This window comes from Bacillus paralicheniformis, assembly GCF_001042485.2.
In the GTDB taxonomy this organism is placed as follows: domain Bacteria; phylum Bacillota; class Bacilli; order Bacillales; family Bacillaceae; genus Bacillus; species Bacillus paralicheniformis.
This window is the reverse complement of the sequence record NZ_LBMN02000012.1, coordinates 51,246-72,858: the sequence shown is the minus strand read 5'-3', so window position 1 is coordinate 72,858 and position 21,613 is coordinate 51,246. Positions and strand designations below refer to the sequence as shown.

29 protein-coding genes are annotated in these 21,613 nt (G+C 47.5%); 27 read left to right on the top strand and 2 right to left on the bottom strand.

The genetic code is table 11. The features are described 5' to 3' along the window. Positions 1-202: 202 nt before the first annotated feature. A complete protein-coding gene (locus tag ACH97_RS09455; RefSeq protein ID WP_020451003.1) occupies positions 203-850 on the top strand; it encodes a poly-gamma-glutamate hydrolase family protein in 648 nt (215 codons plus the stop codon). Positions 851-862: 12 nt separating this feature from the next. Here ACH97_RS09455 and ACH97_RS09450 read toward each other — a convergent pair whose 3' ends face one another. Further along, positions 863-1,519: an ImmA/IrrE family metallo-endopeptidase gene (locus ACH97_RS09450; RefSeq protein ID WP_020451004.1), complete on the bottom strand. Its 657-nt coding sequence runs from the start codon at positions 1,517-1,519 to the stop codon at positions 863-865. A gap of 188 nt (positions 1,520-1,707) precedes the next feature. Continuing rightward, positions 1,708-2,061 carry an HTH-type transcriptional regulator Xre gene (xre, locus tag ACH97_RS09445; RefSeq protein WP_020451005.1) on the bottom strand — a complete coding sequence of 118 codons (354 nt, stop codon included), beginning with the start codon at positions 2,059-2,061 and terminating at the stop codon, positions 1,708-1,710. Between the two features lie 172 nt (positions 2,062-2,233). On the opposite strand from xre, the gene ACH97_RS22825 reads away from it, so the two are divergent. The 26 genes from ACH97_RS22825 (at position 2,234) to ACH97_RS09330 (ending at position 21,606) form a co-directional block, all read left to right on the top strand. Next, on the top strand, positions 2,234-2,494 hold the full coding sequence (locus tag ACH97_RS22825) for a helix-turn-helix transcriptional regulator (protein ID WP_020451006.1): 261 nt from the start codon (positions 2,234-2,236) through the stop codon (positions 2,492-2,494). Further along, positions 2,484-2,780 carry a hypothetical protein gene (locus ACH97_RS09440; protein ID WP_020451007.1) on the top strand — a complete coding sequence of 99 codons (297 nt, stop codon included), beginning with the start codon at positions 2,484-2,486 and terminating at the stop codon, positions 2,778-2,780. The genes ACH97_RS22825 and ACH97_RS09440 overlap by 11 nt, the downstream gene beginning before the upstream one ends. Continuing rightward, positions 2,781-3,605, top strand: a complete 825-nt coding sequence (locus ACH97_RS09435) for a helix-turn-helix domain-containing protein (RefSeq protein ID WP_020451008.1) — start codon at positions 2,781-2,783, stop codon at positions 3,603-3,605. Then, positions 3,505-4,305: an ATP-binding protein gene (locus tag ACH97_RS09430; protein WP_020451009.1), complete on the top strand. Its 801-nt coding sequence runs from the start codon at positions 3,505-3,507 to the stop codon at positions 4,303-4,305. Before ACH97_RS09435 ends, ACH97_RS09430 begins: the two co-directional genes overlap by 101 nt. Then, on the top strand, positions 4,305-4,475 hold the full coding sequence (locus ACH97_RS23745; protein ID WP_165583463.1) for a hypothetical protein: 171 nt from the start codon (positions 4,305-4,307) through the stop codon (positions 4,473-4,475). The genes ACH97_RS09430 and ACH97_RS23745 overlap by 1 nt, the downstream gene beginning before the upstream one ends. A 99-nt stretch (positions 4,476-4,574) precedes the next feature. Then, the gene (locus ACH97_RS09425) at positions 4,575-4,916 is read left to right on the top strand and encodes a hypothetical protein (RefSeq protein WP_048350221.1); all 342 of its coding nucleotides are present in this window, start codon (positions 4,575-4,577) and stop codon (positions 4,914-4,916) included. After that, entirely contained in the window at positions 4,913-5,116 is a 204-nt protein-coding gene (locus ACH97_RS09420; protein ID WP_048350211.1) for an XtrA/YqaO family protein, read from the top strand. Before ACH97_RS09425 ends, ACH97_RS09420 begins: the two co-directional genes overlap by 4 nt. A 116-nt stretch (positions 5,117-5,232) precedes the next feature. Continuing rightward, positions 5,233-5,736 carry a sigma-70 family RNA polymerase sigma factor gene (locus ACH97_RS09415; RefSeq protein WP_048350212.1) on the top strand — a complete coding sequence of 168 codons (504 nt, stop codon included), beginning with the start codon at positions 5,233-5,235 and terminating at the stop codon, positions 5,734-5,736. A gap of 144 nt (positions 5,737-5,880) precedes the next feature. Continuing rightward, positions 5,881-6,681: a terminase small subunit gene (locus tag ACH97_RS09410; RefSeq protein WP_048350213.1), complete on the top strand. Its 801-nt coding sequence runs from the start codon at positions 5,881-5,883 to the stop codon at positions 6,679-6,681. Further along, positions 6,678-7,976 (top strand): PBSX family phage terminase large subunit, encoded by a 1,299-nt coding sequence (locus tag ACH97_RS09405; RefSeq protein ID WP_048350214.1) that lies wholly within the window; start codon positions 6,678-6,680, stop codon positions 7,974-7,976. Before ACH97_RS09410 ends, ACH97_RS09405 begins: the two co-directional genes overlap by 4 nt. Positions 7,977-7,979: 3 nt before the next feature. Next, complete coding sequence (locus ACH97_RS09400) at positions 7,980-9,494, top strand: phage portal protein (RefSeq protein WP_048350215.1); 1,515 nt, start codon at positions 7,980-7,982, stop codon at positions 9,492-9,494. A gap of 7 nt (positions 9,495-9,501) precedes the next feature. Next, entirely contained in the window at positions 9,502-10,344 is an 843-nt protein-coding gene (locus ACH97_RS09395) for an XkdF-like putative serine protease domain-containing protein (RefSeq protein ID WP_048350216.1), read from the top strand. 17 nt (positions 10,345-10,361) lie between these two features. After that, positions 10,362-11,297 (top strand): phage major capsid family protein, encoded by a 936-nt coding sequence (locus ACH97_RS09390; RefSeq protein ID WP_048350217.1) that lies wholly within the window; start codon positions 10,362-10,364, stop codon positions 11,295-11,297. A gap of 115 nt (positions 11,298-11,412) precedes the next feature. Beyond that, positions 11,413-11,787 (top strand): protein YqbG, encoded by a 375-nt coding sequence (yqbG, locus tag ACH97_RS09385; protein ID WP_023856716.1) that lies wholly within the window; start codon positions 11,413-11,415, stop codon positions 11,785-11,787. Beyond that, positions 11,784-12,140, top strand: a complete 357-nt coding sequence (locus ACH97_RS09380) for a YqbH/XkdH family protein (protein ID WP_026579862.1) — start codon at positions 11,784-11,786, stop codon at positions 12,138-12,140. Before yqbG ends, ACH97_RS09380 begins: the two co-directional genes overlap by 4 nt. Continuing rightward, complete coding sequence (locus tag ACH97_RS09375) at positions 12,137-12,625, top strand: HK97 gp10 family phage protein (RefSeq protein WP_026579861.1); 489 nt, start codon at positions 12,137-12,139, stop codon at positions 12,623-12,625. Before ACH97_RS09380 ends, ACH97_RS09375 begins: the two co-directional genes overlap by 4 nt. 12 nt (positions 12,626-12,637) lie before the next feature. Continuing rightward, positions 12,638-13,078, top strand: coding sequence for a hypothetical protein (locus ACH97_RS09370; RefSeq protein WP_048350218.1), 441 nt, complete (start codon positions 12,638-12,640; stop codon positions 13,076-13,078). Then, positions 13,079-13,303, top strand: coding sequence for a YqzN/YkzM domain-containing protein (locus ACH97_RS09365; protein WP_020451022.1), 225 nt, complete (start codon positions 13,079-13,081; stop codon positions 13,301-13,303). After that, the gene (locus tag ACH97_RS09360; protein WP_020451023.1) at positions 13,303-14,649 is read left to right on the top strand and encodes a phage tail sheath family protein; all 1,347 of its coding nucleotides are present in this window, start codon (positions 13,303-13,305) and stop codon (positions 14,647-14,649) included. Before ACH97_RS09365 ends, ACH97_RS09360 begins: the two co-directional genes overlap by 1 nt. 1 nt (position 14,650) lies before the next feature. Next, positions 14,651-15,094, top strand: a complete 444-nt coding sequence (locus tag ACH97_RS09355) for a phage tail tube protein (protein WP_020451024.1) — start codon at positions 14,651-14,653, stop codon at positions 15,092-15,094. Positions 15,095-15,218: 124 nt separating this feature from the next. Next, positions 15,219-15,668 carry a phage tail assembly chaperone gene (locus tag ACH97_RS09350; RefSeq protein WP_020451025.1) on the top strand — a complete coding sequence of 150 codons (450 nt, stop codon included), beginning with the start codon at positions 15,219-15,221 and terminating at the stop codon, positions 15,666-15,668. 41 nt (positions 15,669-15,709) lie between these two features. Beyond that, a complete protein-coding gene (locus ACH97_RS23415; protein ID WP_095290311.1) occupies positions 15,710-15,847 on the top strand; it encodes a hypothetical protein in 138 nt (45 codons plus the stop codon). Positions 15,848-15,850: 3 nt separating this feature from the next. Then, the gene (locus ACH97_RS09345) at positions 15,851-19,615 is read left to right on the top strand and encodes a transglycosylase SLT domain-containing protein (RefSeq protein WP_020451027.1); all 3,765 of its coding nucleotides are present in this window, start codon (positions 15,851-15,853) and stop codon (positions 19,613-19,615) included. Continuing rightward, the gene (locus ACH97_RS09340; protein ID WP_020451028.1) at positions 19,608-20,264 is read left to right on the top strand and encodes a LysM peptidoglycan-binding domain-containing protein; all 657 of its coding nucleotides are present in this window, start codon (positions 19,608-19,610) and stop codon (positions 20,262-20,264) included. The genes ACH97_RS09345 and ACH97_RS09340 overlap by 8 nt, the downstream gene beginning before the upstream one ends. A 56-nt stretch (positions 20,265-20,320) precedes the next feature. Further along, positions 20,321-21,301: an XkdQ/YqbQ family protein gene (locus tag ACH97_RS09335; protein WP_050820765.1), complete on the top strand. Its 981-nt coding sequence runs from the start codon at positions 20,321-20,323 to the stop codon at positions 21,299-21,301. Beyond that, complete coding sequence (locus ACH97_RS09330; protein ID WP_023856723.1) at positions 21,298-21,606, top strand: DUF2577 domain-containing protein; 309 nt, start codon at positions 21,298-21,300, stop codon at positions 21,604-21,606. Before ACH97_RS09335 ends, ACH97_RS09330 begins: the two co-directional genes overlap by 4 nt. The last annotated feature ends 7 nt before the right edge of the window (positions 21,607-21,613 follow it).

The following is a 21,613-nucleotide window of genomic DNA, read 5'->3' as shown; positions in this document are numbered from 1 at the left end:
GTATTTGCTTGTTCTAAAACCGACGTGTTTACTAGAAGAATTATTTTCGTGCCTTAGGTGATTTTCGATTTTGGTTCAATTGCTTTAATCTTTTAAATCTCATAAAGAGATTTTTATTTTCCTAGAGGGAACATATTTACAACCGCTGCGACTCCCGGTACACTACATAAAAACAGGACAGGCAGGTGCAAAAAATCAAGAGATGAAGCAGGCTTTAACTGACCAATACGGCAGCTTTACAGAGATGGCAGAAAATGAAATAGAAGGAACCGATTATTCGGTGGCTGCGCGGGATGCAGGGAGCGCACTGCTTGTGATGGCTCCCCACGGGGGCGGGATCGAACCGGGCATCAGTGAAATTGTCAGGGCTTTTGCAGCGGGTTCTTCGGTTTATTTATTGGAAGGATTGAAAAGGCGCGGCAATAAGAGTCTTCATGTGACAAGCGCCCATTTTGACTGCCCGCTTGCCGTGCGAATGGCTGCAGGACATCGATACATACTGGCGTTCCACGGATATGACGAGCCTTTCCGCCGGCATACGCTCATCGGGGGGACAGATCGAAGGCGCGCCTTGTTGTTTGCGGAGACATTGGAGAAGCACGGATTTTCTGCGGAGCTGGCGGCTGAAAGGGGATATCTTTCAGGTACAAACCCTGCAAGCATCAACAATCGCTGCCAAACAGGGTTAAGCGTGCAGTTTGAAATCAGCACTGCCCAGCGGAAGGCGATGTTTGAGCAATTCACATTAAAGGGCAGGCGAACGTCTCAAAATGAGGTGTTTTCCCGCTATGTCAAAGCTTTGAAGGCAGGAGCCCGCATCGCATATGGGCCGAGTGCAGCCGGGAGCTGAGCCGGCTGTTTTTTATTTTCTCAGCATATACGCCGGCCGGCTTTCTGCCGCGACCATTTTGCCGACGCCGTTTGCCGTTGTGTACGGGCGGCGGGTTTCCCGACGGTAGCGTGCAAGTTCGTCTTCTTCTTTAAGGCGAGCAGCATTCGCTGATTCGCTCTCTTGGGAAAGGCTCGCCATCCATGCCTCATGAAACTGGATCCCGGCTTGCCGTTTTTCAAAGAGCTCGATCCGTTTGACAGCGAACGATTCCGTGACTTTAAAGAGGTCGGCGATCATTTTAGCGGCTTGGCATCGCAGCTGGGGAAAATCCATTTTTAAAAGCATAAAAGTAGGGACGCAAAAATGGTACATAAATTGATTGGCCTGGAATTCCTGCAGCTCCCTGAACATCTGATTCATATAAAGCTGGTTTCCCGCGTGCTTTAATACGTGGCATAACTCATGGGCAAAATCCTCCCACTGCTTTTCCTTTGAAAGGCTGCTGTTGAGAATGATGCTGTACATGCCGTCATGCTTAATCATCATGCTGTTGACATTTTCATAGTGAATCCAAATGTTAAAATGAGCGGCTATGCGATTCATATCAATGTGGTGGGGTTCAAAAAAACCAAACTTTTGATACATATTTTTGACGTATTCTTCTAGGTGAGATAAGTAAAACTTCAATACGAGACACCCTTTCGAACAAATGTTCTGTTTTTAGCGGGAAAGAAAAGCCCGTCAAAGGGGCTGTCATGTTTTCATGCAGATCTATCATATACGATGAGCAGCCTCTTTAGCAAATCTTTCCCTTTTTTATCGTCTTAACTATTAAATCGGCGCTCATCAGGTAATGTTTAATAAAAATTCCTTTTTTATCCGTTTTGTTTATCTCCGGGCTTTCGTTTTTTCTCTTTTTCTTTTAAGTATTGAATGAACTCGATGGCCTGCTGTCTGCTTTCGGGGGAAAATTCCTGCATGTCTCGGTATGCAATTTGCAGATCCGGATCTGCGATTTCGTCTTCAATCGTTTTTTTCTTTTCCGTTCCTGTCAACAGATAGTCAATCGTCACTTTATAGTAATCGGCGAGTTTTTTTAATGTTTCATAGTCCGGCTCGCTTCTTCCGTTTTCGTAATGGGAGTAGCGGGCCCGCGATACACCGATCTGCTTTGCAACTTCTTCCTGTGTCCGTTTTCCTCTCAGGCTCTTCAGTCTGCCGCCTAACATAGAATGACCTCTCTTCCTCAATTCGGCATGTTTATCTCTATTATAGATACAAAATGTATCGAAATAAATATATGATAAAAAAAGTATCAAAAAAGTATTGATGATAAGAAGTGTATCATATATAATCAAATCATCAGATACGTATTGTATCAAAAACAGGGAGTGAGAACATGTGCGAAAACGGTTGATCGAAGAGCGTTGTAAGAGGGTATGGACCCAAAAGCAAGTGTCGGAAAGGCTTGGACTCTCCGAGGTTTATGTTCGCAAAATCGAAAGGGGAACACGCAATCCCGGCAGAGAAACGATGCTGAAATTCGAAACGCTTTACTCAGTTCCTGATCGATTGCTGTTTCCCGATCTTTTTCAGGTCTGTTTGGATACATATTGTATCAAAGGAACTCTGTATGAAAGAAGGCGATGTCATGAATCTTGAACATCCGATGGTCACACACATTCGAACGCACGGCTATCCAAAGGAAGCCGACAGAGAGCAAATGCGAAGACATGGCGGACCCGCCGGATATCCACAAGGAGGCAGAATGGGTAAAATTGTGATTTCCTACAGCTCAGACCGTTTTGATCAATGGCGGCTCGGCGAAGCCGGGGGATTCATCGCTTTTACGAAAGACGGAAAGCCTGTATTCCAATTCGATCGTAAAGGCCAATACGAACGGTATCTCAGACTGAACCGCAGAAGGCACAAGGAAGGGGGAAGATGAATGTCCCGTCCGCTCGATCAAAGCTATCCCTTTTCCGTTTACTCAGGGCTTTTAACACCTGTGCACTACGAGAAAATAGGCAATGCCATTTGGCTGTTTTTATGGTGCATCAGTTCAACAACTAAGGAAATCGAACGCGATGGGATGACATGGGGCATCGTGCTCGGCAACAAACCGCTGAAAGCCGCAGAATTGGCTCTTCAATTCGGCGTCAACGAAAAAACGGTTAGAAGATGGCTCGCTCTTCTCGAACGAAACGGCTACATTGCAGTCACAAGAGCGCCTTACGGAATGATTTTGTCAGTCAGACATTCAAAGAAATTTGCCTATGCCAGCCATGTCCGGTCAGGCAGTTCTGTTCGGACAGAAGAGACTGGCCGTGCGGACATCCTTGTCCAATCCAATAAAGATATCACACAAATCAACACAAAACATAATATGACTTCCATAAAAACAATAGCAGACCGATTTGCCGCCCTTAGGTCTTTGCAGGAAGGAAAGCCTGTCCATCCCTCGTCAAAAGACTACCAGGCCATCGCCCGGATTGTCGCCCGCGGAGTGTCTATTCCGCAAACAATCAAATGGCTTGAACAATGCTTTGAAGAGTATGAGGCGCGGCGCCGAAGCCGCAATGAAACGATCAAGGTCTTCAGCTACTGTGAAAAATATATAATCGGCCGGCTGGCTGAAGCGGAAGAGAAAACAACTGTCAGGAGGGAGAACAATGTCCAAAAGAACAATCGAAGAGATCATGGACGAACTGAGAAACAGGAGCCGTCTATCACAGGGGGACAAACCGGAAGAATCCGCCGCAAAACGGTATGACTGTCCGAAATGCAAAGATGAACTCGGATTTATCGAACGGCGCGGCACGATGGAAGTATGGGTATCATGCGCCTGCCGCGAATGGCGGAAAGCGCAAAAGCTGTTGAAATCGAGCGAAATCACCGAACAATTTAAAAACTTAAATTTTGCTCAGTTCAAGACGAAAGGAAAGCACCAATCTGTAAAAGAGGCGTATGAATGCGCCGTTGAATATGTACAAGCTTACCGGGACATTCGGGAAAGCCGCAAAAACAGCATCGCGCTCTTGGGACGACCCGGTTCAGGGAAGACTCATTTGCTGACGGCCGCCGCCAATGAGCTGATGAGGAAGCTCTTCGTACCCGTTCTTTATTTTCCGTTTGTCGAAGGATTCAATGATTTAAAACAGGATTTCTCATTGCTTGAGGATAAGCTGAACCGGATGAAGCAAGTCGAGGTGCTGTTTCTCGATGACCTGTTTAAACCGGTGGGAGGCAGGCCGCGGGCGACAGAATGGCAGATCGAACAGACATATGCCGTCGTCAATTACCGTTATTTGAACCATAAGCCGATCATGCTGTCCAGCGAGCTAAGCGTTGAAGAAATTGTCAGCATAGACGAAGCGCTCGGAACGAGGCTGGTTGAAATGTGCCAGGACTTTCTCGTCATCGTGAACGGGAGCTCTTTCGGCATCAATCATAGACTGGAGGGGATGGTTTGATGTGCCCGCTATGTAACGGGAGAAAATCAGTCCATCAGGACGCAAGGATCGGAACGATGTTCCGCGCTTGTCCAAACTGCCGCGCCGAAAGCGGTGATTTGACGGATGTGATCAAACATCTGGAAGCGCTGATTGCAAAAATGAAAACAAGGGTGAAACAAGGTGCTTAAATGTTTAAAAGCGATGATTCTCATCATCTGGACAGCGGCAAAAAGAGACGCACAAATGAAACGATGGCACGAAGAAGACGGAAAGTGAGGAAGACAAACGTGAAGAACGAAAGTGCGACGTACAGCCCGTCACCATGGCGCGTCGTCAGAACAAATAGCGACCTGTACATTTACTCAGCTTACAACAAAGCCGAAAAGAAACGGTTTCCTTATTCCAGCGGGCGGGTGATTGCCAAAGTTGCCGACTACAGCGCATATTCCAAGGAAAAAAATGCCCGCTTAATCGCCGCGGCTCCCGAACTTTTGACCGCAGCGAAGCTCACGCTTGCCTATTTGAAGCGAAAACGGCCTGCTTCCAGTGATTCAGTTGAGAATCAATTGATGAATATTTTAGAAAAAGTCGTCGCAAAAGCGGAATTTGAAGAGGAGGAAAAAAGATGAACCATCCGGCAAAGTTAACAAATATCAACGATACGACGCTTGCAAGCCGCCTTAAAAAAGGAAAGGTGACGGTAATCGTTCTTGACGGAATGAACGGCACAGCATGGCAGGCCGAGGCTCCTGAACACGGCAAAACTGTCATTGAAACGAGAAAGGGAGACCTCGCAAGGGTCGAGTTTGAAATCGGCTATAAGCTATAGCTCTACAACTTGAATATTAGTCCAAGACGGAAAGCCTGCGGACGCTGATCAGATGCACATCTTACTGTGCGGCTGATTGGTGTCCTTTTTTATTTCAAAAAACGGAGGTACACAAAATGGAAGATTTGCTTTTCGAATATAAAAGAGCGCTGAAAAACACGAAAAAGCTGTATCGGGCCTATCAGGATGAACAAGGGCTGACTGCTGAACAATTAAAAGATAAAAAACTGATCAGAAACATGATGACCGATTTGGAATATGTGATCGACTGGCTTGAAAACGGAAGGGAGCCGGGAATCAGACGGGCGATTGACAGGCGAGACGCTTATAAACGGATGCTGCTGAAAGATCCGCTGATCATCGACACGTTCTCAGAACAGATTTCATTTGAACCGGCTCAAGAAGTGTCAGCGTACGATAAAGCCCGGATTGAAACCGCGCTGTCTGCCCTTACGGCACGCCAAAAAGAAATCTTCATTTTACATAAGGTCGAACAGTTTTCCTATGAGCGGATTGCCGCCATGCTCGGCATCAAAAAGTCTACTGTTCAAACCAATGTGAAACGAGCGCAGCTGAAAATCACAAAACAAATCGAAAAGCCTCTCGATTGTATGGCATAACGATATATCTGTCTTTTGTCATACGTTTGCCACCTATAAGTGAAAAGAGAAAAATATATAACTAAGCATCCTGTTCATAAAGGAAGATTCATATAGCGATGAAATATTACTGTTTCCGAGAATGAGAGGCGGTGAAGATGAACAATGCCAAGGAAAAGGGATCCAAAAAGGGATGAAGCTTTTCGTCTCTATCAACAATACGGGGGAAACATTACGAATCTCGCAATCGCAAGAGAACTCGGCGTTTCGAATAAAAAAGTCAGCGTTTGGAAAATCCGCGACCGCTGGAAAGAGGCTGTAAACGGGGATGATACGAGCCGAGGAAAAGCAGACATCCGCAATGAAGGGCTGAATGAACGGCAGCGGCTGTTTTGCATCTATTATGTGAAAAGCTTCAATGCCACCCAAGCAGCGGTAAAAGCGGGCTATTCCCCGGCCAGCGCTCATGTGACAGGCTGCCGGCTTCTGAAAAACGAAAAGGTGGCCGATGAAATCAGGCGGATCAAAAAAGAAATGGTAGGGGAGATATTCGTCGAGGCGATGGATGTTCTCCAAGTCTATGTAAAAATCGCGTTTGCCGATATCACCGATTATGTGACTTTCGGCAAAAAAGAGGTACAGGCTGTCGGAAAGTCCGGACCGCTGTTTGATGAAGAAAACAATCCGGTTATGAAAGAGATCAGCTTTGTCGATGTGAAACATTCCGACCTCGTCGATGGCACAGTTATCACAGAAGCGAAACTCGGGAAAGAAGGAATCGCAATCAAGCTGGCCGATAAAATGAAGGCGCTCGAGAAGCTCTCGCAGTATTTCGACCTTTTCCCTGATTCATTTAAGCGGAAAATTGAAAATGAGAAGCTGAAGCTCGCCAGACAAAAAGCCGACAAAGATGCGGAATCAGGATCCGTTGAAGTGGTCATCACCCGAAAAGGTGATTCGGCTTGATCATGAAAGAAGTCAATCCGCATTTTGAAGATTATTTGTTTAACTGGGATCAGACGTTTCAATTTCTTGTCGGCGGATACGGTTCGTCGAAAAGCTATCATACCGCTTTAAAAGTCGTATTAAAGCTGCTGCAGGAAAAGCGCACCGCTCTTGTTGTAAGGGAAGTGTTTGAAACACACAGGGATTCGACTTTTTCTTTATTCGCTACCATTATCGATGAGCTGGGTGTTCAAAAGGCGGCCGAGGCGGTTTCTTCACCGATGCACATCAGGTTTGCAAACGGCAGCCGGATTATTTTTAAAGGGATGGATAACCCGGCGAAATTGAAATCCGTCAACAACATCTCGCTGATTTGGATCGAAGAATGTTCGGAAGTGAAGTATGAAGGCTTCAAGGAACTGATCGGCCGGCTGAGGCATCCTGATCACAGGCTGTATATGATGTTGACGACAAACCCCGTCAGCCAGTCAAACTGGACGTACAGACACTTTTTCAAGGACGAGCGGAACAAGCGGTTTATTTTGGATGATGAGGTTTTGTATGAAAAGCGGGTCGCTGTCGTCGGTGATACGTTTTACCACCATTCCACAGCTGATGACAACCTGTTTTTGCCGAAAAGCTACCTCAAACAGCTTGATGATATGAAAGCATATGACCCTGACCTGTACCGGATTGCCAGAAAAGGACGGTTCGGGGTAAACGGCACCAGGGTTTTGCCGCAATTTGAAGTGATGGAGCATGAGGAGGTCATGAGGCGGATCTCCGCCATTTCCAACCCGCTGAAGAGAACCGGAATGGATTTCGGATTTGAGGAATCATACAATGCCGTCGTCCGGGCGGCCGTCGATCCCGACAAAAAATATCTCTATATTTATTGGGAGTACTACAAAAATAAAATGACAGACGACAAGACGGCTGAAGAGCTTAACGAATTCGCGGTTACGAAGGAGCTGATCAAAGCCGATCCGGCCGAGCCGAAAAGCATTCAGTTTTTCAGGCAGAACGGTTTCAACATGACCGCAGCCCGCAAGTTCCAAGGCTCGCGCCTGCAATATACGAAAAAAATCAAGCGGTTTAAAAAAATATTCTGTTCTGACCGATGTGCCAATACGATCTACGAATTGCAGCCGCTGACCTATGCGACGGATCAAGACGGCAATCTGAAAGAGGATCAGTTTACAATTGATCCTCACACGCTTTCCGCGCTATGGTACGCGCTTGATGATTATGAAGTCACCGATTTGAAGGCTGAGCCGGAAGCGAGAAAACGTCCGAACAGGAAAAGGGGGAGATAGTGTATGTCCACTCAGCAAACGGTAAGAGCGAAAGTCATGAAATCCCGTTTTCACGAGCCTGTAACAAAACAAATATATGAAGATCAATTTTCGGAGATCTACGGAGATGAGATTATCGCACCGCCGTACAATTTGAAAGAACTGAAAGCCATTGCTGAATATTCTTCCATTCTTCAGCAGTGCATTGACGCCTATAAAACGAATATTGCGGGGTTCGGGCTTGATGTCGAGTACGCTTTTGATTTTAATGGTGCGGATGTGACGCCCGATCAGAAAAAGGCTGCTGAGACCGATTGGACAAGGCTTGAAGATTTTTGCCGCCATCTTCATTTCGATGAATCGGCTGAAACGATTTTAAGCCATATGATAGAGGACCGCGAAAAAACGGGAAACGGGTTTTTGGAGGTGCTCAGAAACGGTGCGGGGCAGCCGGCCGGAATTGAATACCTCGATGTCAAAAATATGCGCGTATGCGGATTGACAGAACCGATCGAAGTTGAATTCGCCTACATGGAAAACGGATCGCTGAAAACGTTCAAAAGGGAGAAAAGGTTCCGCAAATACGTTCAGATGATTGACGGCAGGAAGGTGTACTTTAAAGAGTACGGCGATCCGCGCGTCATGGATATGACCACCGGTGCGTTTAACGGACAGACTCCGCCTGAACGAAGCGCGAATGAAGCGATCCATTTTAAAATCGGCAGCGGCGTCTACGGCGTTCCGCGCTGGATCGGAAATATCGTCAACCTGTACGGAGCGCGGAAAGCGGAAGAGCTGAATTATATGTACTTCAGACAAGGCCGGCACGTACCCGCCGTCATTACGGTTGAAAACGGCATGCTCTCAGAGGCTTCGTACAGAGAGCTGCAGGAATACATGAACGACTTGGAAGGCGTTGAAAATGCCCACAAATTTTTGCTCATCGAAGCGGAGGGGATCGCCCAGGAAAAAGACATTCACGGCAGCCAGGACATTACGCCGGTGAAAGTGGACATCAAATCCCTCGCCGAAATTTTGCAGGAAGATGCGCTGTTTCTTGAATATGACGAGAAAACGCGAAATAAAATCCGCTCTTCCTTCAGGCTCCCACCGCTCTACACCGGTGATGCCCATGAATATAACAGGGCGACAGCCGATACCGCCCGCAAAATCACCGAAGAACAGGTTTTTGAACCGGAGCGGAAAATATTGATCGGCAAGCTGAATACGCTGTTTCTCCGCGATTTAAACATTTTCCACGCGAGGCTTCAATTGAAAGGACCGGACTTTCGCGATCCGCTTGAGATTGCAAAAGTGCTCGGTCCTTTTATTCAAGCGGGGGCGGTATCTGCAAATGATCTGCGCGACCTGGCCGGCAGAGTGCTCGGCAAGACGCTTGATGAATGGCCGGAGGAAGAATTCAGCAGACCGCTCGGTTACCAGGAAAGCGCAAAGAGTGCTGAAGCAGAAGCCGGAGCGCTGCTCCCTGAACTGCAGGAAGCCGTCGAGACATTGAAGCAGATCACTGAAAGGAGGTGAACACTTCGTGCCGAGAGAGCTTAAAAATGCCAAGATCAATTTCGTCAGTTATGTCGACAAAGCGGCGAACAAAAAGAAATTTTTTATGACGAAGTCGAGTGAACCGCCGACATTTCAAAAGGAAGTCAAGCTGATTGCAAAAGCCGAGGATGAAAAGAAGCTCGTCTACGGCGTGGTCTACGAGCCGGACGTTGCGGATGCCCACGGCGATTTTATGACGGCTGACGAAATCCAAAAAGCCGCCCACGGTTTTCTGAAAAATGCCCGGAAGATCGACAAGGATCACAATTTCCAGGGAGGCGTCGGAGAAGTCGTGGAGTCCTATGTTGCGCCGGCTGATTTTGAAGTAAACGGCGAAACGATTGTGAAAGGCTCTTGGGTGCTGGTGACAAAAGCCGGCGATGAGATCTGGGAACAGATTAAAAAAGGAAGCATCACCGGCTACAGCATGGCGGGCACTGCCGAAACTGTCGAACACCCGCCCCGCGCCGGCTCTGATGAGACCGGCAGTTTCTTTCAGCTGTTTAAGCAGTTTTTTGCCGGCGACAAACAAAAAACGGGAGAGGAAGAAAAAAAGATGAAACGATCAGAAGTTCAAGGAACGATTGAAGCCGTCTTGGCTCCGCTTCTCAAACGTCTTGACGATTTGGAAGGAGATAAAGCGGCGGACGAAAAAGAGCAGCAGACAGACCAGGATGCACATGTGAAGGAAATCGTCGAGGACATGCTCGCCCCTCTGATTGCGCGCATCGAAGCACTCGAAAAGATGAGAGGTGCCTCAAAGCAGGCAGCGGCTGAAAAAGAAGGAGAAGAAGAAGTTAAAAAATCGATTTGGAGCGGATTGCTTTAATTTGGAGGAGGAAGAACATGAGAAATCAAGAGATTATTCGTAAAGCCGAGATGTCGCTTGCGACGTTGAAAAGCGGAGGATTAATGAATCCGGCGCAGGCTTCTGCATTTATTCGCATGGTGCAAAACACGCCGACAATTTTCAGCGAATCACGTGTGATTCAAATGGAAAACGACTCGCAAAAATTTGAAAAAATCGGTTTTGGCCAGCGGATTTTAAGAGCGGCTGATGAAGGTAAAGCATTGGCGAAGGACCAATTAACCGCACCGGTGACCAGCACGGTTGAACTGAATGCGAAAGAAGTCATTGCCGAAGTCAACATTACTTATGACACGCTCGAAAATAACATTGAAAAAGACGGCCTTCAACAGACGCTGATGCAAATGCTGGCGGAACGGGTCGCTGTGGATATTGAAGAACTGATCGTCAACGGTGATGTTGCGTCTTCAGATCCATACCTTGCTCAACTTGACGGAATCCGGAAGCAGTCCGTCTCTCACATCGTCGATGCAGGCGGGGAGCAAATCAGCCGACAGCTTTTCAAACAGGGACTGAAAGCTGTTCCGGCAAAATATATGCGCGTTCCGCAGGAATTCAGATTCTACACATCGCTCGGTCAGGAGATCGAATGGAAAGACCGCGTCGCAGACCGTCAAACCACTCTCGGGGATGCGGCTGTACAGGGCGGGCTTTCAACCGCTTTTGGCGTGCCTGTTAAAGGGGTCTCAAATATTCAGCCGTATGCGTACGGAGAAGGAGATGCAGCCGCCGAAGCATCAGACATTATTTTGACGCATCCGAAAAATATTATTCTCGGTTTCTCGCGCAATATCAGAATTGAAGTCGATAAAGACATTCGCGCGCGCAAATTTATCATTGTCCTGACGGCAAAACTGGACAGCAAATTCGAAGAAGAAGACGCGGTTGCAAAAATCGTCAATGTAAAAGAGTAAATGCCTGAGTCCGAACGTTTTCACTGAAAGCATCGCCAATCGGCGGGAAACGAGTCCGAGCACAAGCGAAAGCGCCCCGGACAACAGCTAAAAGCTCTGGAAGGATGTGATGAACATGCTGATCACGCCCGACGATATCATTCAATATTCCGTTATTGAAGCCGTGAAAAACCGACCGCAGGAATTGCTGCGGCAGGATATCCTTGAAGCCGAAGCGGAAGCCGAGCAGATCACGGGGCATCGTTTTACAGATGAAAAATATGATCCGCTGCCGGAAAAGGCAAGGCTCGCTTTGCTGCAGCTGGCACAGTACTTTGCATTGAAAAACGGTGATGAATCGCTTTTGAAAGGCTACAAATCTGAGAAATTGGGTGACTACTCCTATACGCTCTCAAGAAGCGGTGGCCTGGCGAAGCCCGACGTCTATAAACTGCTCGAAGAATTTATTCTTGATTATGAATCTGTCCGATTCAAGGTGCGGCCGCTATGAGCTACAAAAGTCTATTAAGCGACCGTTGCGATATCTATCATTTAAAGGAAGATCATGCAGAGGAAGCAAGGTACGGCATTCCCGCGCCAAACCTGCAGCCGATTCGCACATACGGGGAAACACCCGATCTTCAAAACGTTCCCTGCTATTTTACGGAAAAAAATCAGTCGATCGTCCAGCAAGATCCCGAACAGGTCATTTATCATTCATATTTGGCCCATTTTCCGGCGGATGCAGATGTGCGCCTTCACGATCTTGCGGTCTGGAACGGTGTCAGCTACACGCTCCAGCAGCCGCGCAACATCAAAGGCCATCACCTGGAAGTCTTAGCGGTCAGGGATGAAAAACTATGAAAATCAAAGGATTGAAACAGCTATCGCGGACGTTGGAAAAAGCGGGGCAGAGCGGCTTTCGAACTGAAGCTGCCAAGTGGCTTGAACAGACGGGAACCGATTTTTTAGATCTGGTCCGCGACGAAATCGTACGCGCCGGATCGATTGATACCGGCAGCCTTATGCGCTCTTTCAAGCGAGGGGCTGAAGGGAACATATGGGAAATCGAAAAAGGCGGACTCACGCTTGAAGTCGGGACGGAGTTAGAGTACGCCTCATTCGTAAATGACGGCCATTGGACAGGCGGAAAAGAGGAAGTCAGGTGGATTCCGGGACAATGGCACAGCGGCCGATTTCAATACGATCCCGTTTCTTCGTCCGGCATGGTTTTAAAACGGCAATGGGTAAAGGGAACAGGCTATTGGGAGCATGCGCTTTACATATTTGAGCGTTTATTTGAAAAACGCCTGAATGAAGAGCTGCAAACATGGCTGAATTCCCTTTAAGGAGGTGAAGCTTTGAACGACGAAACGGGATCTGTTATGAATTTCTTTTATCAAGTCTTTCCTGTCGTCTGTTATGAAAAGGAAATACCCGACCATTTTCAAATACCGTCGCTATATTTTCCTCCCCCTTCTGTTTTTGATGAAAATGATACAGTTTCAACATTTAAAAAAGTCTTCACCCTGAATGTGAAACTGTTTCACCATGATTCACAGCAGGCCCACGATCATGCCGAGCGCATTGCAGACGCCGTAAGGGAAGCGCGACACATCATCCCGCTCATTGACCGGTCGGGTAAAGACACGGGAGACAGCTTGAGGATCAGCCAGATCGAGACGAGGATAGGGGATTCCGGCACCGCGTCCATTATTATTCAATGGAACAGCCGCTACTGGTACAAACGGGAAAACGAACTTTCTCTGGAAACAATCGATTTTACAAACGGGGTGAAATAATTGACAGTCAGCAAAAAAACAAAGACCGAAGCAAAAAAGGCGCCTCTTGAGGAACGAGAAGCGCTGTTCTACATCGAGGATCTGAGGGAGCACGCGAAAGAGCTTTTCGGCATTAAACCGGAAGTTCTCGACGGTGCTCTTTTTCATGTGAAAGAAGAGCAGATTTCAAAGCTTGAGGCAAGTCAGCTTATTCAAACATTTTTAGCCAAGGAGGTCATGAATTAATGAACGGCGGAACATTTACACCAGGCAAAGAAAAAGATCGTGCCGGCATTTATTTTAATTTTAAAACGACAGCAGAGGAGCGGGTTTCCGTCGGGGAGCGCGGCACAGTTGCCCTTCCTGTCGTCATGAGCTGGGGGGAGCCGAAATCATTCGTATCGATTTCCAGCATTGAAGATTTAAATAAAAAAGTGGGATTGAACATCGATGATCCGTCTCTTCTGCTTTTCCGCGAAGCGAAGAAAAACGCACAGACCGTTTTGCTGTACCGTCTGAACACAGGAGCGCCGGCGAAAGCCCAAATCGGCGAAACGCTGAGTGTAACGGCAAAATACGGGGGCGAGAAAGGGAACGACATTTCAATCCGCATTTCCGAAAATGTGCTCGATTCTAAAAAGTTTGATGTCACAACCTTTGTCGGAACAGATGAAGCTGACCGACAAACCGTCAAAACGGCAGAAGAGCTTACCGCAAATGCGTACGTCGCGTTTCAAGGGGAAGGCGCGCTTGAACTGACAGCGGGCACAAAACTGGAAGGCGGAGAGAACGGAACAGCAAGCGTTGCCGATTACACCGCGTTTTTAGATGCGGCCGAAACGGAATACTTCAATACGATCGCACTTCCGGTTGCAGACAATGAACAGCTGAAAGCCACTTTTGCCGCTTTCATCAAACGCCTCCGCGATAAGCAGGGCCAGAAAGTCCAAGGCGTAGTCGCCGATTATGCCGGAGACGATGAAGGCATCATCAATGTAACGGGAGGCGTCGTGCTGGAAGACGGCACAGAAATCACGCCTGAAAAAGCGACGGCATGGGTTGCCGGAGCAAGCGCAGGCGCGACTTTTAACCAGTCGCTGACATTTGTCGAATACGAAGGAGCTGTTGATGTTCTGAACCGTCTGGATGAAGATCAGGTCATCGAACGTCTGAAAAAAGGCGAGTTTTTATTTACGTTTGATGCACGCGATCAATCGGTCAGTGTCGAAAAAGACATCAACTCTTTAACGAGTTTCACTGCCGACAAAAACAAAAAATTCTCGAAAAATAAAATCATCCGCGTCCTTGACGGAGTTAACAATAATTTGACCCGCGAATTAAAGGCTTTAATCAAAGCGCGAAAAGCAAGCGGCAGCGACATTCCTGCTTCTGACGACGGTTTGCAGTACGTCAAAACGCTGATCATTCAGTATATGACGGCGCTTCAGGAAGCCGGCGGCATTACCGGTTTTGATTCTGAAAGCGATATTGCCATCACACTGAATGAAGACCGCGACGGGTTTTTAATCGATTTGGCCGTTCAGCCGGTTGATGCAGCAGAAAAATTCTACTTTAATGTGGAGGTAAAATAATATGGCATTAAAAGCGCAAAACACGATTTCCGGAAAAGAAGGCCGTCTTTTTCTCGACGGACAAGAGATGGCTCATATCAAAACATTTGAGGCAAACGTCGAAAAGAATAAAGCCGAAGTCAATATTATGGGCCGCCGCATGACGGGCCACAAGACAACAGGTGCAAACGGCACGGGAACGGCGACATTTTATAAAGTCACGTCTCAATTTGTCACATTAATGATGAACTATGTAAAAAAAGGCGAAGATCCGTATTTCACGCTCCAGGCCGTCCTTGACGACCAGTCATCAGGCCGCGGAACGGAACGTGTCACACTGTATGATGTGAATTTTGACTCGGCCAAAATCGCCGGCCTTGACGTCGATTCAGAAGCGCTGGAAGAAGAAGTGCCGTTCACATTTGAAGATTTTGACGTTCCTGAAAAACTGAAAGATACGTTTTAAAAAAGAGCCCCGTATCCCGCTTTTCAAACATAGGCTAGTAGTCAGGACATATAACACCAAGCACTCTCGTCAAGCCGAGGGTGCTTTTTCATTTAAAAATTGAATGTTAAAGGAGCAAGCAGACATGAGCGAAAAACAAGAAGAAAAAGTATATGATTTATCCTTTTTTATGCCGGGACACACCGTTGAAGCCGAAGAAATCAAAGTGCCGATCTCAAAGCGGTTCGTCGATAAAAAGGGCAATGTCATTCCGTTTGTGTTTAAGCCGATTACAACCGAGCGCATTGACGAGCTTGAAAAAGAAAATACGACTTATAAAAACATCAAAGGCAGGGGCCGCGTCAAGGATCTCGACACCCAGCGCTTTTACGCCCGAATCGCCATTGAATCGACGATCTATCCTGATTTCCGTTCAAAGGAATTAAGAGAAGCCTATCAAACGGCCGACCCGGTCGAAGTAGCCAAACGCGTTCTGTCAGTCGGAGGGGAATATGCGAACTGGCTCAACAAAGCGATTGAAATCAACGGCTTTGAAGACGATCTTGAAGATCTGGAAGAAGAAGCAAAAAACTAATCAAGGATGGGAATAAAGAAGCGGTGTATCTCTATTTTGCGATGCACGAACTTCACTATTCTCCATCCCAGCTCCGGGAGCTGTACGAAGCCCCAAAACCGTTTAAAGCATTTTTATACGGACTCATCAGCTACAAACTTCAAATCTTGGAAAAAGAAGCGCGGAAAGGAGGTACATAATCCATGGCAAAACTGACGGCACGTTTTGAACTTGAAGACCGGGTATCTAAGAAGCTGCGAAGGATTCAGAAGGGGTTTAAAGACCTGGAAAAAAGACGAAAAAAACTCAGCCGCCCGTTCGCAATGAAAATAAAAACGAAAACAGCAGAGAAAACATTGAAAAAACTTAATGTTTTCTTAAAAGCCAACCTGAAATCATGGCAGCTTGAAATTTCAGCAGTCGATAAGGCCGGCAAAACCATCGACAATATTTCAAATCAGCTTAAACAAAAGCTGCCTGACAACTATCAATTTTCAATTGTAATAAATGATCAGGCAACACCGGGCATTCAAAAGATCAGAAGCATCATGTCTGAATTGTCATCAGCTGAATACTTCTTAACTGCAGCCGTTAATGACCGAGTCACCCCGGCTGTTCAAAAAATTTCCGGCTACATGAAGGGTGCATTGCAAAAAGGATACTCTGCAACGCTCTATGTCATTGATAAAATCACCCAGACAGCCAGCAGGATTTCCTCCTATTTGAAAAATCATTTAGCAAGGGAATATCAAGCCACCCTTACGATTAACGACCAGGCGACCGGGAAATTGAATGCTTTGCAAAAAAAGCTTAACAGCATTGAGGCTAAACGTATCCTTAAAATTGACGCAATTGTAAAAACGGAACAAAAAGAAGACAAAAAAGATTCGGATGGGAAAGCTGAGGCCATATGGACTGAAATTCTAAAGGCGGGTAAAAGTAAATTTGTTGAATGGGTGAAGGGGCTTCCCGAGAAGATTTGGGACAAATCATTTGATGCCATTCTCGGTAAGGTGTTTAAAGGTGAAGAAAGTGGAGGCGGTTGTTGCTGCTGTGGTGGAGGCGGAGGTTCTATAATCAATGAACCTGCAACAAGCAGCAGGCCAGGAAGTGAAGAAACCTCCACTAATGGAGAAACAAGACCGGGAAGAAACAGATCCGGCGGCAAGTTTATGAAAGGTCTTCGAAAAGTGGGGAAAGTTGGAGGCAAAGCCCTCCCATATGCTGGAGCGCTTTTATCAGCGACTGAGTTAATGGATATGAACAAAGAAAACGCAGGCGAAAAAGTCGGTTCGGCAGGCGGAGGAATTGGCGGCGGTTTAGCTGGCGCAGCAGCAGGTGCTGCAATTGGCACAGCTATTCTCCCTGTGGGGGGGACGGCAATCGGCGGGGCCATTGGAGGTATGGTCGGAAGCTTGGGCGGCTCAAGTATCGGTGAATATTTCGGGAAGATGTTCGATGACAACGGCGGTGTCGAGAAAGCGTGGAATACGATAAAAGATAAATCGGCTGAGGCACTCGGAGCCATTCAAGAAAACTGGTCGATGATAGCAGGATGGTTTACAGATAACGTCTGGAATCCTGTTGTCGGCAAGGTGGTCGAAGTAGCGACAGGGATCTGGAATCAGCTGACCACAGCCTGGACGATGATTCAGGAAACATTCATGACAGTTGCGGGCTGGTTTGCGGAAAATGTCTGGAATCCGGTTGTCGGCAAGGTGATCGAAGTAGCGACAGGGATCTGGAATCAGCTGACAACAGCCTGGACGATGATTCAGGAAACATTCATGGTGGTCGCCGGCTGGTTCGCAGAGAATGTATGGGATCCTGTTGTCAGCAAGGTGATTGAAGTAGCGACAGGGATCTGGAATCAGCTGACAACAGCCTGGACGATGATACAAGAGACATTCACGGCGGTCGCCGGCTGGTTTGCGGAAAATGTTTGGAATCCCGTAGTTTCAAAAGTCATTGAAGTGGCAACTGGGATTTGGGATCGTTTTCAATTCACCTGGAACATGATCAAAAGAGTTTGGGGCGCGGTTTCCTCATGGTTTATAAATACGGTTTGGAATCCGATAAAAAATACGTTTTCAACCGTAAAAGAAGCCATTGGAGAAAAATTTCAAGCGGCCAAAAAAACGGTAACAGACATTTGGGAAGGCGTCGCCGGCTGGTTTGAGAAAAATATTCAAAAGCCAATTGTAAAGATTGCCGGATTGATCAGCGACGGTTTTGAGAAAGCATTCGGATGGGTAGGTAAAATATGGGATAAAGTTGGCGGCGGTATTGATGCTGTCATCAACTTCATGACAGGAGATAATCCTGATAAAAATGCAACAGGCGGCTACATCACAAAACCGACCATCTCCTGGATCGGTGAAGCCGGAAACGAATTTGTCATCCCGACGGAAAACAACCGGGGCCGCGGGAAGATGCTGCTTGCCCAGGCAGCGACCAAGCTCGGCATGCGCGTTGTTGACGATATGGGGGCCGCGGCGGGAGACGGGGGAGCTTCTTCTCCGGTTTCAAGCACCGCTTCATATTCGGCTTCTGTGTCGCCTGCTGTCGGCGTCGGGAATATAACGGCAGAGGCGCAGGCTTTCGGTCGGGAATTCACCGGCGGCTTTGACAAAGGGATTGGCTCAAACGCTCCTTCCCTTGATCAATGGAAGCAAAAAAACATCAGCAAGCCGTTTAGCAGCCTGCCGGCAGAATCGTCTAATTACGGAAAACAGGCGGTCGCCGGGTTCGCTTCCGGGCAAAATACTACCGCGACCGGAACGGGCGGTTTTCTTCAAGCAAAAGTAAATGCGCCTTATCAAACAACGGTGAAGACGTCATCTTCCTGGGGCGCAAATACAGTCAAAAACTTCGCTTCCGGGCAAAATGCAACACCGACCGGGACATCGCAGTATGTTGATAAAAATATCAACAAGCCGTTCCTTGATTCGAAACAGTCGGCTGCAGGCTGGGGATCAGGAATGGTCGGACACTTTATCAGCGGCATGAATGGAAAAGGCAGCGAAGTTTCTCAAGCTGCAAACAACTTGGCGAAAAAAGTGGAAAAAGCGTTTCGCGAAGAGCTGGATATTCATTCTCCGTCCCGGGTTATGATGAATCTCGGGCGTTTTGCGTCGGTCGGGATTGTCAAAGGTTTAAGTTCTGTCGATGTCAAAAGTTTTGCGGAAAAACAAGCGGGCTCACTGGCTGCTGCGTTTTCCGGAATCGGCGCCGTCGGCGGAAATGTAAAGTCGTGGCTGATGCAGGCGATCATGGCTACCGGTTCACCGGCGTCGTGGCTGCAGCCGCTTTCTGTCATTGCTCAAAAGGAATCCGGCGGAAATCCGCGCGCCTCTAACGGCTGGGACATTAACGCCAAGCGGGGAGACCCGAGCAGAGGTTTGATGCAGACGATCGGCCAAACGTTTAATGCGTACAAAGGAAAAGGAATGAATGATATTTTCAATCCTGTTCACAACGCGGTAGCGGCCATCAATTACATCAAATCACGATACGGGTCGCCATTTAACACACCGGGGATTAAAAGCATGGCAAGAGGCGGAGCTTATAAAGGCTATGCCAACGGCGGCCTGATCACCAGCGAGCAGATCGCCCGCGTGGGTGAAGGCGGCAAGCGCGAATGGATCATTCCCGAAGAGCGCGGCATCCGCGGCAGATATTTGCTTCAACGGGCTGCAGGCGCGCTCGGAATGGAAGTGCATAACCCCGCTGAAGGATCCGGTTCCATTTCAAGCGGTCAGGCGGCTGCAGCCACCGCAGGCGGGGCCCGATCCCGGCAGCCGGCTGGAAACGGCGCCAAAGAAGTCAACATCTATATTACCGGCGACAATCATTATCACAGTGAGCGCGACCAGGAAACATTGATTGCGAAAATCAAGCGCGCTCTTGTCGATGAGCTTGAACGGGATATCCATATTGGGACGAAAGGAAGCGTAGCTTATGACTAAATCCGTGTACGAATTTTGGCTGACGCAAGGAAAGGAAAAGCTGCGCCTCCCTGTGCTTCCCGAGCAGCTTGACGTCAGCAATAATCTTGCGAACGAGTCTGTAAAGGTGTCAAAGTTCGGCGAGGTTACATTTATCAATGAACCGGGAGCAAAGACGATTTCATTTTCGTCTCATTTTCCGAAAAAGTATTCTCCGCTTGCGGAATATAAAGGGTTTCTTTCACCGGAGAACGCGATTCTCAAAATCGAGAAGTGGATGAAAGCAAAAAAACCGGTTCAATTCCTCGTCACGGGCACGAAGATCAATTTCACATGCAGCATCGAAAACTTTTCGCATCGTGAGGGTGAAAAGGATATCGGTGACCGGGATTTTGATCTCACATTAAAAGAGTATCAAACAGCATCACCTCGGAAGATCAAGCAAAAAAAGAAAACGAAGAAAAAACGGCCGTCCAAACCGGCTCCAAAAATGTACACCGTCAAAAAAGGCGATACGCTCTGGCACATCGCAGGCCGTTTTTACGGAAACAGTCAGGAATGGCGGAAAATTTGGAACGCGAACAAACAGGCGATGATCAAACGAAGCAAGCGAAACATCAAACAGCCGGGGCACTGGATTTTTCCGGGGCAAAAGCTGAAAATACCATAAAAAGATGCGCCGGGTGAACCGGCGTTTTTCTGTTAAATCAAAAGCAGGGGATAGCGATGATCGAATTATTTGTCATAAAAGAAAGCGAATGGTATGAACTTGTCACCGAAAGCGTCACATTGGAAGGAGAAAGGTACCAGGCCCCTCGTTCGATCGAAGCGTCGATTGTGATCAAGCAGGGAAGCCATAAATATTACAGCGTGCAGGAAGGCGATACCGTTTTATTTAAATGGAAAGGAAAAGAACTGTTTCGCGGAATTGTGTTCAGCAGGGTGCCGAAAGAATATACGCTTACGTTTAAAGCGTACGACATGCTTCAGTACTTGGTGAAAAACCAGGATGTCTATGTATTCTCGAACAAAACAGCCGCTGACATTGTCAAACGAATTGCGAACGATTTTCAAATTCCCAAAGGCGCGATCGCAAGCACCGGACATACGATTAAATCACTCGTCTTTAAAGACAATACGAGCCTGTATGACATCATCTTAAAAGCGCTGAGGGAAACAAAAAAGCAAACCGGAAAAAACTATCGGCTGTATGCCGAAAAGGGAAAGCTGTGTTTAAGAGCGTGGCCCGAACCGGAGAATATCTGGGTTTTGGAAACAGGTGTGAACATTACCGATTACGCTTACAGTACGTCAATTGATGAAACAGCAACCCGGGTGAAACTGAGAAAGCAGAAAGATAACAAAACCTATACCGCATCAGCCAGCGATGAAGCCGGTATGAAAAGATTCGGCGTTCTCCAGTACACAGAAACGGTTTCGGATGATATTAACGAGGCGCAGCTGCGCGACCGGGCGAAGAAGATACAGGCTGAAAAGAAAGGCGTCAAAAAAGAGCTGAAGAGCATACAGGCGCTCGGCATACCGGAAGTCCAAAGCGGACTGCCGGTTTATATATCGATTCCGGAAGCGGGAATTAAAGAAACCTATTGGGTTGATAAAGATAAACACGATTTTGCAGGGACAAAGCATGTGATGACGATTGATGTCGTCGCGAAAAATACAATACCTGAAGGAGCGACTTCATGAAATTAAGCGATGCGATAAAAGAGCTGGCTCTTGGAGCCGTAAACGCTGAATCGCCTGTTGATGTCATGCCGGCTGAAGTCGTGTCCGCTTCTCCGCTCAAGCTGAAGCTCCGCAATCATGATAAATTGGTGATCCCCTCCGACTTACTGGTGGTGGCCAGGCATTTGACAGAACATACGGAACAGATCCGGATTGACGGAGAAGACAAAACGATTCGCTTTTACAGCCAATTGCATGCCGGCGACCACGTGATGATTGCCGCCATGCCTGGAGGGCAGTCGTTTTTCGTGATAGACAGAGTGTAGGAGTAGG

What these genes read in the sequence shown, in the direction of transcription:
- ACH97_RS09400 (WP_048350215.1), top strand. Translation starts at nt 7,980, where the DNA reads ATGTCCACTCAGCAAACGGTAAGAGCGAAAGTCATGAAATCCCGTTTT.
- ACH97_RS09420 (WP_048350211.1), top strand. Translation starts at nt 4,913, where the DNA reads ATGAACCATCCGGCAAAGTTAACAAATATCAACGATACGACGCTTGCA.
- ACH97_RS23415 (WP_095290311.1), top strand. Translation starts at nt 15,710, where the DNA reads ATGCACGAACTTCACTATTCTCCATCCCAGCTCCGGGAGCTGTACGAA.
- ACH97_RS09340 (WP_020451028.1), top strand. Translation starts at nt 19,608, where the DNA reads ATGACTAAATCCGTGTACGAATTTTGGCTGACGCAAGGAAAGGAAAAG.
- ACH97_RS09435 (WP_020451008.1), top strand. Translation starts at nt 2,781, where the DNA reads ATGTCCCGTCCGCTCGATCAAAGCTATCCCTTTTCCGTTTACTCAGGG.
- ACH97_RS09375 (WP_026579861.1), top strand. Translation starts at nt 12,137, where the DNA reads ATGAAAATCAAAGGATTGAAACAGCTATCGCGGACGTTGGAAAAAGCG.
- xre (WP_020451005.1), bottom strand. Translation starts at nt 2,061, where the DNA reads ATGTTAGGCGGCAGACTGAAGAGCCTGAGAGGAAAACGGACACAGGAA.
- ACH97_RS09355 (WP_020451024.1), top strand. Translation starts at nt 14,651, where the DNA reads ATGGCATTAAAAGCGCAAAACACGATTTCCGGAAAAGAAGGCCGTCTT.
- ACH97_RS09440 (WP_020451007.1), top strand. Translation starts at nt 2,484, where the DNA reads ATGAATCTTGAACATCCGATGGTCACACACATTCGAACGCACGGCTAT.
- ACH97_RS23745 (WP_165583463.1), top strand. Translation starts at nt 4,305, where the DNA reads ATGTGCCCGCTATGTAACGGGAGAAAATCAGTCCATCAGGACGCAAGG.
- ACH97_RS09380 (WP_026579862.1), top strand. Translation starts at nt 11,784, where the DNA reads ATGAGCTACAAAAGTCTATTAAGCGACCGTTGCGATATCTATCATTTA.
- ACH97_RS09455 (WP_020451003.1), top strand. Translation starts at nt 203, where the DNA reads ATGAAGCAGGCTTTAACTGACCAATACGGCAGCTTTACAGAGATGGCA.
- ACH97_RS09335 (WP_050820765.1), top strand. Translation starts at nt 20,321, where the DNA reads ATGATCGAATTATTTGTCATAAAAGAAAGCGAATGGTATGAACTTGTC.
- ACH97_RS09390 (WP_048350217.1), top strand. Translation starts at nt 10,362, where the DNA reads ATGAGAAATCAAGAGATTATTCGTAAAGCCGAGATGTCGCTTGCGACG.
- ACH97_RS09350 (WP_020451025.1), top strand. Translation starts at nt 15,219, where the DNA reads ATGAGCGAAAAACAAGAAGAAAAAGTATATGATTTATCCTTTTTTATG.
- ACH97_RS09345 (WP_020451027.1), top strand. Translation starts at nt 15,851, where the DNA reads ATGGCAAAACTGACGGCACGTTTTGAACTTGAAGACCGGGTATCTAAG.
- ACH97_RS09330 (WP_023856723.1), top strand. Translation starts at nt 21,298, where the DNA reads ATGAAATTAAGCGATGCGATAAAAGAGCTGGCTCTTGGAGCCGTAAAC.
- yqbG (WP_023856716.1), top strand. Translation starts at nt 11,413, where the DNA reads ATGCTGATCACGCCCGACGATATCATTCAATATTCCGTTATTGAAGCC.
- ACH97_RS09360 (WP_020451023.1), top strand. Translation starts at nt 13,303, where the DNA reads ATGAACGGCGGAACATTTACACCAGGCAAAGAAAAAGATCGTGCCGGC.
- ACH97_RS09415 (WP_048350212.1), top strand. Translation starts at nt 5,233, where the DNA reads ATGGAAGATTTGCTTTTCGAATATAAAAGAGCGCTGAAAAACACGAAA.
- ACH97_RS09410 (WP_048350213.1), top strand. Translation starts at nt 5,881, where the DNA reads ATGCCAAGGAAAAGGGATCCAAAAAGGGATGAAGCTTTTCGTCTCTAT.
- ACH97_RS09430 (WP_020451009.1), top strand. Translation starts at nt 3,505, where the DNA reads ATGTCCAAAAGAACAATCGAAGAGATCATGGACGAACTGAGAAACAGG.